The sequence below is a fragment of the Streptomyces hiroshimensis genome, from assembly GCF_014650335.1.
GTDB lineage: Bacteria > Actinomycetota > Actinomycetes > Streptomycetales > Streptomycetaceae > Streptomyces > Streptomyces hiroshimensis.
Genome location: NZ_BMUT01000002.1, coordinates 732,578 through 746,845 on the forward strand (window position 1 = coordinate 732,578; position 14,268 = coordinate 746,845).

13 protein-coding genes are annotated in these 14,268 nt (G+C 67.9%); 5 read left to right on the forward strand and 8 right to left on the reverse strand.

Annotated features, from left to right (window positions below):
- Window positions 1-12 precede the first annotated feature (12 nt).
- Window positions 13-1,056, reverse strand: a complete 1,044-nt coding sequence (locus IE241_RS08645) for a S66 family peptidase (RefSeq protein WP_190021008.1) — start codon at window positions 1,054-1,056, stop codon at window positions 13-15.
- A 33-nt stretch (window positions 1,057-1,089) separates the two neighbouring features.
- Entirely contained in the window at window positions 1,090-2,094 is a 1,005-nt protein-coding gene (gene sph, locus IE241_RS08650) for a sphingomyelin phosphodiesterase (protein WP_190021107.1), read from the reverse strand.
- A 294-nt stretch (window positions 2,095-2,388) separates the two neighbouring features.
- Here sph and IE241_RS08655 point away from each other — a divergent pair, with 294 nt between their 5' ends.
- Window positions 2,389-3,015, forward strand: coding sequence for an HAD-IA family hydrolase (locus IE241_RS08655; RefSeq protein WP_190021009.1), 627 nt, complete (start codon window positions 2,389-2,391; stop codon window positions 3,013-3,015).
- A gap of 61 nt (window positions 3,016-3,076) precedes the next feature.
- Here IE241_RS08655 and IE241_RS08660 read toward each other — a convergent pair whose 3' ends face one another.
- Window positions 3,077-4,996 (reverse strand): glycoside hydrolase family 15 protein, encoded by a 1,920-nt coding sequence (locus tag IE241_RS08660; protein ID WP_229898926.1) that lies wholly within the window; start codon window positions 4,994-4,996, stop codon window positions 3,077-3,079.
- 112 nt (window positions 4,997-5,108) lie between these two features.
- Complete coding sequence (locus IE241_RS08665; RefSeq protein ID WP_190021010.1) at window positions 5,109-5,483, reverse strand: arsenate reductase family protein; 375 nt, start codon at window positions 5,481-5,483, stop codon at window positions 5,109-5,111.
- Between the two features lie 119 nt (window positions 5,484-5,602).
- On the opposite strand from IE241_RS08665, the gene IE241_RS08670 reads away from it, so the two are divergent.
- The 3 genes from IE241_RS08670 to IE241_RS08680 all read left to right on the forward strand — a co-directional run bounded on the left by IE241_RS08670 (window position 5,603) and on the right by IE241_RS08680 (window position 7,749).
- Entirely contained in the window at window positions 5,603-5,884 is a 282-nt protein-coding gene (locus tag IE241_RS08670; RefSeq protein WP_190021011.1) for a hypothetical protein, read from the forward strand.
- Window positions 5,885-5,982: 98 nt separating this feature from the next.
- Window positions 5,983-6,738, forward strand: coding sequence for an SDR family oxidoreductase (locus IE241_RS08675; protein WP_190021012.1), 756 nt, complete (start codon window positions 5,983-5,985; stop codon window positions 6,736-6,738).
- 129 nt (window positions 6,739-6,867) lie between these two features.
- Complete coding sequence (locus tag IE241_RS08680; RefSeq protein ID WP_308433650.1) at window positions 6,868-7,749, forward strand: DUF8017 domain-containing protein; 882 nt, start codon at window positions 6,868-6,870, stop codon at window positions 7,747-7,749.
- 417 nt (window positions 7,750-8,166) lie between these two features.
- On the opposite strand, the gene IE241_RS08685 is transcribed toward IE241_RS08680, so the two are convergent.
- The 3 genes from IE241_RS08685 to IE241_RS08695 form a co-directional block, all read right to left on the reverse strand.
- The gene (locus IE241_RS08685; protein WP_190021014.1) at window positions 8,167-8,328 is read right to left on the reverse strand and encodes a hypothetical protein; all 162 of its coding nucleotides are present in this window, start codon (window positions 8,326-8,328) and stop codon (window positions 8,167-8,169) included.
- Window positions 8,329-9,652: 1,324 nt separating this feature from the next.
- The gene (locus tag IE241_RS08690; protein WP_190021015.1) at window positions 9,653-9,895 is read right to left on the reverse strand and encodes a tyrosine-type recombinase/integrase; all 243 of its coding nucleotides are present in this window, start codon (window positions 9,893-9,895) and stop codon (window positions 9,653-9,655) included.
- On the reverse strand, window positions 9,892-10,224 hold the full coding sequence (locus IE241_RS08695) for a site-specific integrase (RefSeq protein WP_190021016.1): 333 nt from the start codon (window positions 10,222-10,224) through the stop codon (window positions 9,892-9,894). Before IE241_RS08695 ends, IE241_RS08690 begins: the two co-directional genes overlap by 4 nt.
- Window positions 10,225-10,437: 213 nt before the next feature.
- Between IE241_RS08695 and IE241_RS08700 the strand changes: the two genes are divergently transcribed.
- A complete protein-coding gene (locus tag IE241_RS08700) occupies window positions 10,438-13,671 on the forward strand; it encodes a type ISP restriction/modification enzyme (protein ID WP_229898928.1) in 3,234 nt (1,077 codons plus the stop codon).
- 60 nt (window positions 13,672-13,731) lie between these two features.
- Here IE241_RS08700 and IE241_RS08705 read toward each other — a convergent pair whose 3' ends face one another.
- Complete coding sequence (locus IE241_RS08705) at window positions 13,732-14,121, reverse strand: hypothetical protein (RefSeq protein WP_190021018.1); 390 nt, start codon at window positions 14,119-14,121, stop codon at window positions 13,732-13,734.
- Between the last annotated feature and the right edge of the window lie 147 nt (window positions 14,122-14,268).

A 14,268-nucleotide genomic window follows, 5' to 3' on the forward strand; every position in this document is an offset into this window, starting at 1 on the left:
GTGGGGCGGCCCTCAGTACGTGACGGTGATCCGCCGCGCCGGCCCGTCCACCCGCACCAGGCCCCCGTACGGGATCACCAGCTGCGGATCGGTGTGCCCCAGGTCCACGTCGAACACCGCCGTCGCCCCGGGGGCGTACGCGTCCAGCGCGCGCTCCACCGCCTCCCGCTGCGCCCGCCGGTACGCCGCACCGTCCTCGCGGCCCAGCGGCCGGCCGAAGGACCATGCCTTCGCCCGCCCCATCAGCAGCGCGGAGAACCGCTGCAGCAACCCCCGCTCGCCCATGCTGCGCAGAATGCGGAAGACCTCCTCGGCGGACGGCAGCTCCTCCGAGGTCTCCAGGAACAGCACACGGCCCTCGTACGCCTCAGGAGCCCCGATCTCCCGGTCCGCCATCAGCAGCCACGACAGCACCTCGATATTGCCGCCCCACGCGATGCCCTCCACCACACGGCCGGCGTTCCGCCACGACCAGTCGTCGCAGGGCGCGAGCACCGGCTCGCTCGCGAAGGTCTTCGGGTCGTCCCAGGGGCGGTCCACGTCGTTCGACGCGCCGGGCGCCGTGAGCTCGTACGGCCCGGGGGTGAAGAGCGCGGCTCGCAGGGAGGCCGCCGTCCGCGGGTGCAGGGAACCGGGCCGGCCGAGCTCCGCCATCACGCTGCAGCCGTGATATCCGACGACTCCCGTGGTGCTCAGCCAGGCCAGCAGGGCGGTGTTGTCGCTGTATCCGAAGAACGGTTTGGGGTGAGCACGGACGAGTTCGCGGTCCAGCAGCGGCAGTACCGTGATCTGGTCGTCCCCGCCGATGGCGGCGAACACGGCCGTGATGCCCGGGTCGGCGAAGGCCGCGTGCAGATCCGCGGCCCGCTCGGCGGGGCTCGACCCCATTTTCCGGGTCGTCGGATATTCCACCGGACGCAGCCCGAATTCCGACTCCAGCCGCCGCAGCCCGAGTTCGAACGGGCGGGGGAAGAGGCCCGGCAGCCCCGAGGACGGTGAGATCACCGCGACGCGGTCGCCGGGCCGGGGTTTGGGCGGGTACTCGGGTGCGTCCATGCGGTCACCCTAGGACGCCCCGGGCCGCTGCGGTCAGGAGTTTCCGGCGATTACCGGATAGTGGTCACTGAGGTCGGTGTAGGTGTACTCCTTGCCCCAGCTGGAGACGGTCCAGGGCGCGGAGGCCTCCTTGACCACCGTGTTCTTCCAGTTCCCCGGGCGGGCGTGGCCATTGCGGTGCAGGACGTAGTCCAGATCCTCGCGCCCGTCCGCCGGATAGCGATAGGCCGCGATGGAGTTCTCCTTCGTGTCGAAGGAGTAGGGGTGCCCGGTGCGCTCCGCCGCCGGGGCGAGATCGGCGTTCGCGAGCATGGCGGCGTATTCGCTGCTGTGCGAGTCCACATTCAGGTCGCCGGCGACCATGACCTGCTCGTTCGCAGGAATGTTCTTCGCATCGAGGAAGGCGTCGATCTGCCGGAACTGCTTGGCCCGGTCCGCCGCCGCCTCGCCCGCCTTGCAGCCGCTGTCGGTCGACTGCGCGTGCGTGCCGACCACGTGCACCTTCGTACCGTTCACATTCAGCACCACGTAGGCGAAGCCCTTGTTGGACCACCAGTCCGCACCGCACGCGTCCTGGTAGATCACCTGCTCCTTGCGGACGATCGGCCACTTGCTGAGCACCGTCACCCCGCCGTCCTCCGGGGTGGTGGACGAGTAGTTCCCGCCGGTGGCGTCCCAGCCGTCCTTGCTGCGCCCGACGACCGGCGTCTGGTACGGATACCCCCGGCCGGCCGCATTCGCCTTCAGGGCCTCGGAGGCGCCGTTGTCGAACGCCTCCTGCAGGACGACGACGTCATTGCCCTGGAAGAAGCCTGCTGCGGGTATCGCCTCGGCGCGGTGGTCCTGCCCCCAGTTGGGATAGAGGTTCTTGCTCATGAGAAACACGTTGTATGTCAGAACCTTCAATTCCGGCACGGCGGCGCCGGCGCCTGAAGCGGCGGAATCGGCGGAACCGGCCGGTGTGGCCTGGGCGGCCGTTTGCGGCAGGGCGGCCGTGAGGGCGACGGCGGCGAGCGCGGTCGCGAGCGCGGAGGCCATTCGGGCGGGCTTGAGGATCGGCACTGCAACTCCCTGAGGGGGGCGGGGGCACCGGGACGGAAGGTGCCCCAGTGCGAGCTGGGGAACGAGCCGCCCACATCAAATCAGCCCGCGTTACTTCCGGACAGCCTCCGGGTGATCAATTCCCCTACGCGGGACGACGACTTCGTGCCGGGACTTTGTACCGAGCTTCGTGCCGGGACTTCGTGTCGTGGGCGCGCATAAGTCGTTGAGTCCGTTGGAAGAGATATGTCCGGAAGAGGTGTGGTGTCCGGCCCACCGTGAGGAGTTCCCATGCCCCTGCCCCTGCGACAGGGCCTCGTTCTCGATTTCGGCGGGGTCCTGACCACTCCGGTCGCCGAGTGCACCCGGGCCTTCTGCCTGCGCGAGGGCCTCGCTCCGGATGCCTTTCTCCGGATCATCTCGGCGGACCCGGAGGGGAGCGAGATCTACGCCCGGCTGGAGCGCGGCGAAATCGCCCAGGCCGAGTGGAACGAGCGCACCGCCACCCTGCTCGGAGTCGATCCCACGGACCTGATCGGCCGCGTCCTGGCCGACCTCAGACCGGAACCTCTGATGCTCGCCGCGGCCCAGGCGGCCCGCCGCGCGGGCGTCAAGGCGGGGATCCTCTCCAACAGCCTCGGCTCCGGGCCGTACGACCCCTACCGGGGCTACGGCTTCGACACCCTGTACGACGCCGTGGTGCTGTCCGGGCGGCACGGGATCCGCAAGCCGGAGCCGGGGATCTACCCGCTCGTCCTGAAACAGCTGCAACTCCCGGCCGAGTCCTGCGTCTTCGTGGACGACTCCGCCCGGAATCTGCCGCCCGCCCAGGACCTCGGCATGACCACCGTCCTGGACGGCGATCCGGCGGAGACGGTCAAGCGCCTGGAGGAGATCTTCGGGATCCCGCTGAGGTGATCCCCTGAGGTGATCCCGCTGGGGTGATTCCGCTCAGGTGATCCCGCTGAGGCGATCCCGTTCAGCCCACGTGCCAGTGCCGGGACGCCGGACCGTGGTGGGCCGCGATGGCGCGGTCCAGGTTCGTGGCGGCGCTGATCAGGGCGAGGTGGGTGAACGCCTGCGGGAAGTTCCCGAGCGCCTCGCCCGCCGGCCCGATCTCCTCGGCGTAGAGGCCGAGGTGGTTGGCGTGCGTGATCATCTTCTCGAAGACATAGCGGGCCTCGCCGATCCGGCCCGAGCGGGCCAGCGCCTCGACGTACCAGAACGAGCAGAGGTTGAACGTCCCCTCCTGGCCGTCCAGCCCGTCGCCGCCCCCGCTCCCGTCGCCGCGGTCACCGCGGCCGCCGCCGTCGGTCCGGTAGCGGTGCACGAGGCTGTCGCTGACCAGCTCCTCCTCGATCCGCCGCACCGTGGACAGGAACCGCGGGTCCCTGGGCCCGGCGAACTTCACCAGCGGCATCACCAGCAGCGAGGCGTCGAGCGTCGCGCTGTCCGGGTACTGGCAGTAGGCGCCGAGCTCCGGCGACCAGCAGTGGTCCTGGACGAACCGGTAGGCGGCCGCGGCGGTGTCCCGCCACTGTTCGACGGGGGCAGGCATGCCGCGGTGCCGCGCGATGCGCATGGCCCGCTCGAAGGCGACCCACGTCATCAGCGCGGAGTACGTGAAGCGCCGTCGGCCGCCGCGGGTCTCCCAGATCCCGTCGTCGGGCTCCTCCCAGTTCTTCTGCAGCCAGTCCAGCTGGCGGGCGAGCGCCTCCCACAGCTCGTAGGAGATGGGCTCGGCGTGCTTGTTGTACAGGTAGACGGAGTCCATGAGCTCGCCGTGGATGTCGAGCTGGGTCTGGCGGGCCGCGGCGTTGCCGATGCGGACCGGGCGCGCGCCGCGGTAGCCGCAGAGGTGGTCCAGGACGGTCTCCGGCAGGTCGGCGCGGCCGTCGACGCCGTACAGCACCTGCAGCCCGGCGCCCGGCGGGACCTGCGCGCAGCGCTGGTGGAGCCAGTCGATGAAGGCGGCGGCCTCCTCGGTGAAGCCCAGCCGCATCAGGGCGTAGAGGGTGAAGGCGGCGTCCCGGATCCAGGTGTAGCGGTAGTCCCAGTTGCGGCCGCCGCCCGGGGACTCGGGCAGGGAGGTGGTCGCGGCGGCGACCAGGGCGCCGGTCGGCTGGTAGACCAGCAGCTTCAGGGCCAGCGCCGAGCGCTCGACCACCTCGCGGTAGCGGCCCCGGTACTGCGACTGCCGCAGCCAGCCGTCCCAGTACTGCAGCGTCTTGTCCAGCAGCCGGGCGGCCTCCGCGCCGTCGAGCGGGCACAGCACGCCCTCCCGTACGGCCCCGTCCCCGTCCCACTGCGCGGCGAGCTCCAACGACTGGCCGGGCTCCAGGGTCACCGTCGTACGGGCCGCCGCGCCGTCGGGCGTCAGGGGCACGGAGGAGCGCAGCACGAGGAAACCGGCCGGCCCGGTGAAGGTCACCCCGGCGTTGCCCACCGCATGGACCTCGTGCGGGGCCCGGCCGTAGTCGAAGGCGGGCCGGCAGTACACGTCGATCGTGGCCCGGCCGCGCAGCACCCTGACCTGGCGCACGATCTGGCGGATGCCCGAGGCCGGGCAGGACGGGTGATCGGGCACCATGAAGTCGTAGAGCTCGGCCACGGACTCCTGGCCCAGGAAGCGCGTCAGCAGCACGTTCGAATCCGGCATGTACATCTGCTTGGTGCGCTCCGCGTCGCGGACGGTGACGGAGAACGAGCCGCCGCGCTCGGCGTCGAGCAGGGAGCCGAAGACGGAGGGCGCGTCGAAGCGCGGCAGGCAGCACCAGTCGATCGTGCCGTCGACGCCGACGAGCGCCACGGTGTGCAGATCGCCGATGATCCCGTGGTCCTCGACGGGCAGATAGCCGCTGTCCTGCGGGCGCTGCTGCATCCCGGATATGTGCTTCATGGCCCCTCCTCGGCGGGGCACGCCACACCACCCGTTATACCGCCGCTGCCGGGCCGGTGCCCGGTGAGGCCGTCAGCGAGCGGTCAGCGGGCCGCTAATGATCAGCGGGCCGTCAGTGAGCCGTCTGCGACCGGGACAGGGCTTCCCGTACGGCCTCCTCCGTACGGGCCACCACCGCCGTGCCGTCGTCGGCCGTGATGATCGGCCGCTGGATGAGCTTGGGGTGCCCGGCGAGGGCGGCGATCCACCGCTCCCGTGCGGCCTCCTCGCGCGGCCAGTCCTTGAGGCCGAGCTCCTTCGCCGCGGCCTCCTGGGTCCGCGTGATGTCCCACGGCTCCAGGCCGAGGCGGTCGAGCAGCGTGCGGATCTCGTCCTCCCCGGGGACGTCCTCGAGGTAGCGGCGGACGGTGTAGCCCGCGCCCTCGGCGTCGAGCAGGCCGACGGCGCTGCGGCACTTCGAACAGGCGGGATTGATCCAGATCTCCATGCCCCACACCGTACCGTCTGCCACCGTCAAATCCCGTCTGAGCTGGGGCGATTGTCAGTGGGGGGCAGTAAAATCGAAGGTAGACGAGAGAGGTTACGAACCCCTCAGGAGGAACGCCGATGGCCGTAGCAGCACCTACTCTTCCCGATCTTCCGAGCCTTGCCACCCTGCCGAAGAAGCCGATGCCCGCGGGCCGCCCGCGCGGCTGGTACGAGGCGCACAACCGCCAGCTGAAGGCCATGCGCCTGGCCATCGCCCTGCTGCACACCGGGGTCTACCGCCCGGAGCAGGCGAGCAACCGCCGGATACGGGCGACCGCCGTCCGCATCGGCGTCCACTCGCCCTCCGACACGACGTGCCGGGCCGTGCGCTCCCTCATCCACGAGGCCGCCAACTACTGACACTGACAGGGGAAGGGCCTCTCCCGGCCCGCATGCGAACCGCCGGACTTGCCCATAACGTGGCAAGAGGGTCGTCATGCCGTCACTGGGAGAGGCTCATGCCCGCTCGTACGCTCAAGGACAAGGTCGTCGTCATCGGTGGCGCGTCGAGGAACCTCGGCGGCCTCATCGCCCGCGAGATCGCCCCGGACGGCGCCAAGGTCGTCGTCCACTACAACAGCGACTCCTCCCGCGACAAGGCCGAGCAGACCGTCGCGGACGTGAAGAAGGCCGGCGGCGACGCCTTCGCCCACCAGGGCGACCTCACGAAGGTCGCCGAGGTCGAGCGGCTCTTCGACGCCGCGGTGCGGACGTTCGGCAAGGTCGACTGCATGGTCAACACGGCCGGCATGGTCGTCAAGAAGCCCATGACCGAGACCTCGGAGGAGGAGTTCGACAAGATGTTCGCCGTCAACACCAAGGCGGCGTACTTCATGATGCGCGAGGCCGCCAAGCGCATCGAGCGCGACGGCGCCATCGTGACCATCGTGACGTCCCTGCTCGCCGCCTACACCGGCCTCTACTCCGTCTACGCCGGCAGCAAGGCCCCCGTCGAGCACTTCACCCGGGCCCTGTCCAAGGAGCTGTTCGGCCGGAACATCTCGGTGAACAACATCGCCCCCGGCCCGATGGACACCTCGTTCTTCTACCCGGCCGAGACGGACGACTCCGTCGCGTACCACAAGTCCTCGTCCATGAACGGCGAGCTCACCAAGATCGAGGACATCGTCCCCTACGTGAAGTTCCTGCTCACCGACGGCTGGTGGCTCAACGGCCAGACCCTCTTCATCAACGGCGGCTACACCACCCGCTGACCTGCCGGGCGGGGGCCCGGGCCTGCCGCCACCTGCCGCATCGCGGCCCTGTGCATGCGCTTAGGGTTGCCTCCCATGTGGCAAGGGCAGCAGCCTCCGGGGAATGAGCAGGACCCGCAGGGCCGGCAGGTGAATCCGTATCAGCAGACGGCCCCCTACGGGCAGGCGCAGTGGAGCGCCGGCTCCGGGGAAGCGCCCCGGCCTCCGGAGGGCGGCAGGAAGAAGACCGCGGTGATCGCCGTCACCGCGGCCGCGGCGGTGGTCGTGGCCGCGGGCGTCACCGGATTCCTGGTGCTGGGAGGCGGCAAGGACGCCAAGGCGAAGGACCCGCAGCCGGCCACCGGCTCCTCGGCGCCGGCCAAGGGCGCGGACCCCACCGCCGCGGAGAGCGACGACAACCCCCGCGCCGGCCACGACCCCAAGCCGGTCGTCCCCGGCTGGAAGACCCTCGTGAACCCCAAGCGCGGCATCGCCTTCGACGTGCCCCCCGAATGGGACCGCAAGGAGAGCGACTGGGTCACCTTCGTCACCGAGGACTCCGACGACAAGCCCCTCGTCGCCATCACGGGACCGGCGGTGCTCAACGAACAGTGGTGCCGTGCCGACGCCGACGGCGACGGCAAGGAGGACGACGTGTCGCTCGCCTCCGTCGGCTCCCGCAACGAGGGCTCCACCCCGGACGCCGGAGAGGCGGCCCGGACCAACGCCGGGCTCTGGGTCTACGGCCGCTACGCCCAGCCGGACAAGAAGAAGGTCGAGACCGGCCCGGCGGAGCCCTACACCACGAAGTCCGGCCTCACCGGCTCCGTGGCGACGTCCGGGTCCAGCGGCGTGCGGAAGAAGAACAAGTGCGACTCCGACGGCAAGGCCACCGCCTTCGTCTTCAAGAACGCCAAGAACGAGCTCGTCTCCTGGACCTTCTACGGCGCCAAGGGCGTGAAGGACGAGGTGCCGGACGAGACCGTCCGAAAAATCCTCAGCACGGTCCGCCTCACCGAGCCCCCGAAATAACAACGGCCCCCGGACACGCCGGCACGCCGAAAAGCCGGCACGCTGACAAGCCGAAAAGGCCGGCGGCCGTGCCCTCCCCCGAAGGGGACGGCACGGCCGCCGGAAAAACCTGCTCTGATCTGCGGGGTTCTTAGATGTCGAAGTAGAGCTAGGGAAACGCTCTGACTTGCGGAGATTCCTTCTGATCGACATGGGCGGTGCACAATCGGCGCACATCCAGGGTCAGGGGCGACGAGGTATCTCTCCTGGCGCGGTGTTCCGGCCAGGCGGCCTGTCCCCCAGCTGAGGATTCCCGTGCTGCAGGCCATGCTGCGGCCAATCTCTGCTCAGGGGCAGGGTTCACGGCCGTGCCGGGCCAGATGCAGCTGATGATCGCCCAGGCCATCGAGGTCGGGTACGCGGCCGCTCTGAGCCCGACTAGGGCTGGTCATCTCGTGCCTCGTGCCAGCTGCGGCGGACCTCATGCCATGCGCGGATGACCGCCGGCAGTCTCTCCAGCACCTCGTGAAGCTGCGAGAGAATCAGTACGACGACTCCGAACGTCGCCAGGACGAATAGCAGGATGGCGTCCCAGTTCATGAGCCGCCCTCCTCACGCGAGGACCGCGATGTTCTCTCATGGTCGGGGGATGAGGAAACGTCTGGGCTGCTCTTTGGGAGAACACGGTCGAGCCACTTTGCGGGGCTGCCCAGACGCTCGAGCGTGGAACGTGTACCTCCTGAGTAGGCGCCTGGCCCATGGCGGAAGCGTAGCTGTAAGCCACCGCGCCCGTTGGTATCAGGATGCGCAAGGTGGTATGTGCACTGGAGCGTGTAGGTGCTGTGGCCCAGCTGATGATCGGGATCGCAGGAACAGTGCTGGCTGTGAATCCGGAGCGGGATTCCCCATAGCGGGTCCATGAGTCGACTCAGAAAAGCATCGTGGTCGAGCTTGATGCCGCGCACTGTGTCCAGCTCGAAGATCCATTCATCGTCATGGATCCATGACCGGCTTGAGTATGCGGTGCTGGACGTGTGGAAGACGGCGATGCGGCGCAACAGCGCGGATCCGAGCCAGTCGAGACCTCGGTGAGCGCGCCAGACCCGGGGATAGTCCCGAATGTGTGTCTCTTCGTGGGAAGTTAGCTGCGGCTCTTGCCACAGTGGTGGGGACCCTGCCTTCTCCAGGCGGTGCCACCGTTCATCGAGCTCCTCGGCCCAATCCGTCCCAGCCGTGCCACGCAGTATCAGGTGGCATTCGCCGCCAGCGAGGGTGAGGTGGAGATCTGGGCCCTCGATGCCTGCAACGCGAAGGCCAACGATGCCGTTCACTTGAACGCCAAGCTCGGCCCCGGGTAGGAGATCGTCGAGGGCATGGGCGCTGCGAGGGTACGGGTCGCCACTGCGGAACGTGGTGTGGCTGTCAAGGTATACCACTGCTGACTTGGCCTCCGCTTGTACAGAGGCGATCCCGAAAGGATGGGCCCACCATTGACCCCCGCCGCAGAGTTTGGCGAAGGTCTCGGCTTCGAGACGGGCCTGCCGCACGGAGGCGACAGGAAGAGGAGAGCGATTGTTCCCGCCGCGCACTGTCTCTTTCGCTACGTGGAAGGGCTCACCCGTGTAGAGCTGCCGCGTTCGCGCGAGCTTGATGAGACGCCCACCGCTGGTCATGTGCGACCCGTCCCCGAATACCGTCGCCCCTGGGCATCCGACAACTGATCTGCGAGCCCTGCTTGAGGGCATGGGTGGACAGCGTCGAGGAATGTACAGGTGGGGCTATGGCTCCTTGACCCCCTATGTGGTCCGGCAAAGAGGCGACGCAGGACCGGGGGTGGCCTCCTGAAGGCCACAGCCAAGTGTGGGGGAGGGTGAGCGCCGGACGCAAGTGTTGCAGTACAGAGGGGATTTTGCGTCAGTGGCTCTCACGCGGCGGTTCGGTAGCGCCTACCGATTGCCTTCCTCGCCTTCTCCGCCGCGTCGGTTACTCGGTGCACGTACCGCCGGAGGGTGAAGGCAGGATCCTCGTGGCCGAGCAGGTCGGCGAGGGTGTAGACGTCAACGCCCTCGTTGATCGCCTCCGAGGCGAACAGGTGTCGTAGGGCATGCATCATCTTGTCGCGGCATGCCTCCCACTTGCGGCCCTTGCCGACCGGCTTGTCGTTCACCGCCTTGATGACGCCGATGGCCTCCAGGGCCGCCTTCCAGAGGTAGTTGAATAGTTCCCGTTGAGCGCCTTGCGCTCACGCGTGGTGAACATGAGACGTACGGTGACCAGCTCTCCGTCCTTCTCCAGCCACGGCAGAGTGACCTCGACCGGTGGGAACACGCGCATGTGCTCGCGCAACCGTGTCGCCAAGTCCTCGTCGAGGGGCACGTACCGGTCCTTCGGGTCGTCCTTGGTGCCGCCCTTGGGCGGAGCGAAGACGAGGGTGCCGCGATGATGCGTGATCTGGCGACAGATGCGGAGGGTCTTGTCCTCCTCCGACCAGTCCATGCCGTCCGGGCTGATGCGCGCCCCTCTGAGTCACGGATGAGAATCGGAGCCACTTGCATGCGAGAGTAGTCATAAGTGATCATTTGACTTTCAAGTGCCGGTTGCTGGGGGGACGTTGTGAGGGGATCGGAGTATGGCTGGCTGGCTGAGGCCGTATCAGACTTCGGGAAGGCGTGTAAGGACAGGCTGAGTGGCCCGGGCGGGCCCGAGGCAGTGATACGCCGCCCCATCGAGGACCTCCTCCAGACTGCTGGTCGCCGCTATGGGCTGAAAGAGGTCCTGTGGCATGACGAGACCCGGCTTGACGAGCTCGGCGTACGCCCCGACTACGCGGTACAGGTCGACGGGGCGATCATCGGCTACATTGAGGTGAAGAAGCCCGGGTTGAACATTGACCCAGAGTCCTTCACCGGGCAGAACAAGCGCCAGTGGGAACGGCTGCGCGATCTGCCGAACCTTCTCTACACCAACGGGACCACCTGGCGGCTTTTCCGCGGAGGCAAGGAAGCTCGGGAGCCAGTCCACTTTGAGGGCTCCCTCAAGAACGCGGGCGGCAAGCTGTCTGTACCGACGCCCACCAATCTGGACAGCCTGCTGCGCACTTTCCTTGGTTGGGAGCCGGAGCCCATCCGGTCCGTGTCGGCCCTCGTCCAGCGGATCGCGCCATTGTGCCGGCTGCTGCGCGCCGCAGTCCTGGAACAGCTTGCCGCCGAAAAGAAGGCCGTGAAGGATGGCGCCAGCCTGAGCAAGCTGCCGTTCACCGGTCTGGCCCGGGACTGGCGCAAGCTGCTGTTCCCCACCGCGGACGATGCCACCTTCGCCGACGGATACGCGCAGGCCGTCACGTTCGCGCTCCTGCTCGCCCGTACCGAGGACATCGCCCTGACGGGCACCTCGCTCCACGAGATAGGCAGGAAGCTGCATGCCGGACACTCCTTGATGGGCAAGGCGCTTCAGCTGTTCACCGACAACGTCGACGACCGGTTCGAGGTGACCCTCGACCTTCTCGTCCGGATCGTGGCCTCCGTCGACTGGGATCCGATCCGCAAAGACCGCAAGGACGCCTACCTGCACTTGTACGAGTCTTTCCTGGAGGTCTACGACGACGAGCTGCGACAGAGAAGCGGCTCGTACTACACGCCGCGCGAAGTCGTGGAAGAGATGGTCCGGCTTACAGAGGACGTGCTGCGTACCCAGCTGGGCAAGGTGGAGGGGTTTGCCGACCGGACTGTCTTCACCGTCGACCCGGCCATGGGGACGGGCACGTACCTACATGCGATCATCGAGCGCGTGGCCCAGCGGGCTGCCGAGCGGTATGGCCCGGGCATGGCCCCCCAGGCCATCAGCGACCTCGCGGCCCGCCTCGTCGGCTTCGAATTGCAAATGGGGCCTTCCGCGGTCGCCGAACTGCGTACGTCGGACCTGCTGAAGAAATACGGTGCGGCGCTGCCGGAGGGCGGGGCGAATCTCTATGTGACGGACACACTGGACAACCCGTACGTCAAGGAGGAGGCGATCGCCTCCACTTACGGGGCAATCTCGGAGTCCCGGGACCGTGCCAACAAGGTCAAGGCCCGGGTGCCCGTTAACGCTGTCATCGGCAATCCGCCCTACGGCGGCAAGGCCGAGGGACGGGGCGGCTGGGTGGAACACGGTGCGGAAGGCAAGGGGAGGCCGCTGCTGGACGACTTCCGCCTCGCGGGAAACGGCCGGCACGAGCACCTCTTGAAGAACCTCTACATCTACTTCTGGCGCTGGGCCGCGTGGAAGGTTTTCGACGCACATCCCGAGGACCAGCACGGAGTGGTCTGCTTCATCACCCCCAACGCCTTCGTCAGTGGGCCCGGAGGACGGGGCATGCGCGCCTACCTGCGCGACACCTGCGATGAAGGCTGGATCATTAACGTCTCCCCGGAGGGCCACCGGCCCGATGTGCCGACCCGTATTTTCCCCGGCGTTGCCCAGCCCTTGGCGATCTGCATCTTCCTGCGCTGCGCGGACGCCGACCACACCCGCCCGGCCGTCATCCACTACCGCGAGGTACACGGCCGCCAAGCCGAGAAGTACCAGCAACTCAAGAACATCCGCCTGGACGACGACGCCTGGCAGGTGGCCCGCACGGACAGTGATGCCCCCTTCACCCCCGCACAGTTGGATTGGGATGCATACCCGCTGCTTAACGACCTCTTCCCCTGGGGCAGCCCCAGTGTCAAGACGAACCGGGGCTGGGTGCACTCGTCCGGACGGCAGATCCTCGAACGGCGTTGGAACGGGCTGATCGGCGAGGAGGACCCCGAGCGGAAGGCGGAACTGTTCAAGGAAACCCGCGACCGGACCCTGGGCAAGAAGCTCGACGCTCTGCCGGGCCGTAGCCCACACGATGTGCCGATCGGGCAGGAGACAGCCCAGCGCCCTGACCTCCTGCGCATCAGCTTTCGGAGTTTTGACCGGCAGTGGCTGATCGCGGACCGGAGGGTGATCGACTTCCCGCGCCCCGAACTGTGGGAGGCACTGCTGCCCGGGCAGGTCTTCCTCAATCAGCAGTCCGCCCGCCCCATCGAGTCCGGCCCGGCCGTCGTCGCCACCGGCCTCCTGCCGGACACGAACCATTTCAATGGGCGCGCGGGCCGGGTGATGCCTATGCTGCACCCGGACGGCACCGGCAACGTGCCTACAGGACTGCTCGCCACCCTGGCCTCCCGGTTGGGACTCGCCAAAGTGACCGTCCAAGATCTCACCGCGTACGTTATGGCCGTGGCCGGCCACCCGGGATTCACGAAGCGCTTTAAGGAGGAACTCCTCACCCCCGGAGTACGGATGCCGCTGAGCGGTGATTCCGTACTTTGGAAGGAAGCGGTGGGGCTTGGCGAGGAGGTGCTGTGGGCCTCCACATACGGCGAAGCGTTCGCCGACCCGGGAGTCGGACGTATGCCTGGCTCCATCACCTACGCGCCCGATGACCCCCGGCAGGTCCGCTACCTGACTCCCATCGGCAACGAAGTCCCTCATGAAATGCGCTACGAGGCTGCCACGCAGACCCTCCACCTTGGCACCGGATCCTTCGGACCGGTACCCGAGGAGGTGTGGACCTACGACGTAGGCGGGATGGGCATCCTCAAGAAATGGTTCGGTTATCGCAAGGCGCGCCCGGACAGCAAAAGGTCCAGCCCGCTGGACGATATCCACGCCGAGCAGTGGCCGAGCGAATGGAGCACCGAACTCATCGAGTTGCTCACGGTGTTGCGCCGTCTGGTCGAGCTGGCTCCCGCCCAGGGGTCCCTGCTGGAGCGGATTCTCGCCGCACCGCTGATCACTGAGGAAGCTCTCAAAGCTGAGGGAGTTCTTCCGGTCACCGACAAGGCCCGCAAACCGCGTCTTTCGGTGACCTTCGACATCTTCGAGGCAACGGATGACGCCGATCGCCAGGCCGATCCTGCCGAGGAGTGATGGAGTCGGCGGCCCTGGCCGTCGGCGCGTCCCGGATGTACCGTCCCTCTGTCTGCCCGGTCAGGTCCGGTCGAGGTGAGCGAGCGCTTGGTCCACGGCCCAAGCGCCTTGCGCGAGCTGGCGCAGACTGTGCGGCACCGGGCTGACCGGGTCTCGGTGTTGCAGCTCATCGGCGAGCGCAGACACATCGGTCAGGGTCGCTTTAAGCTCGTCCCGCTCGGCAGCCAGGTACGCGACCATCCCGAGCTCGGTGATCGACAGTCGCCCCTCGGTCACCGTCACCTGCCCGGTCCTGCGCAGTTCCTCGATGTCCGAACGCAGCTGGCGCTCGTCCAGGCCCCGTGCGGCAGCCGACTTGGGCTCGACGTCCGGGTGCGGGAAGTCTGCGAGAGCAAGATGCCCAAGTATCTGTCTCTCGGAAGACGTGAGAGCGGGGATGGGGACTGGCATGGTGGCGGTCCTCGGACGGGTGAAGCGGGCAGTTCTCCCCCCCCAAGATGCTCAAGTATCCCATAAGCGGGTCGAAGGGCATGTGCGTCCCGCCGCCCGCCGCGGCGAATGCGAGGGCTGAGGAACGCCGAGGACGTCGCTAGCGGC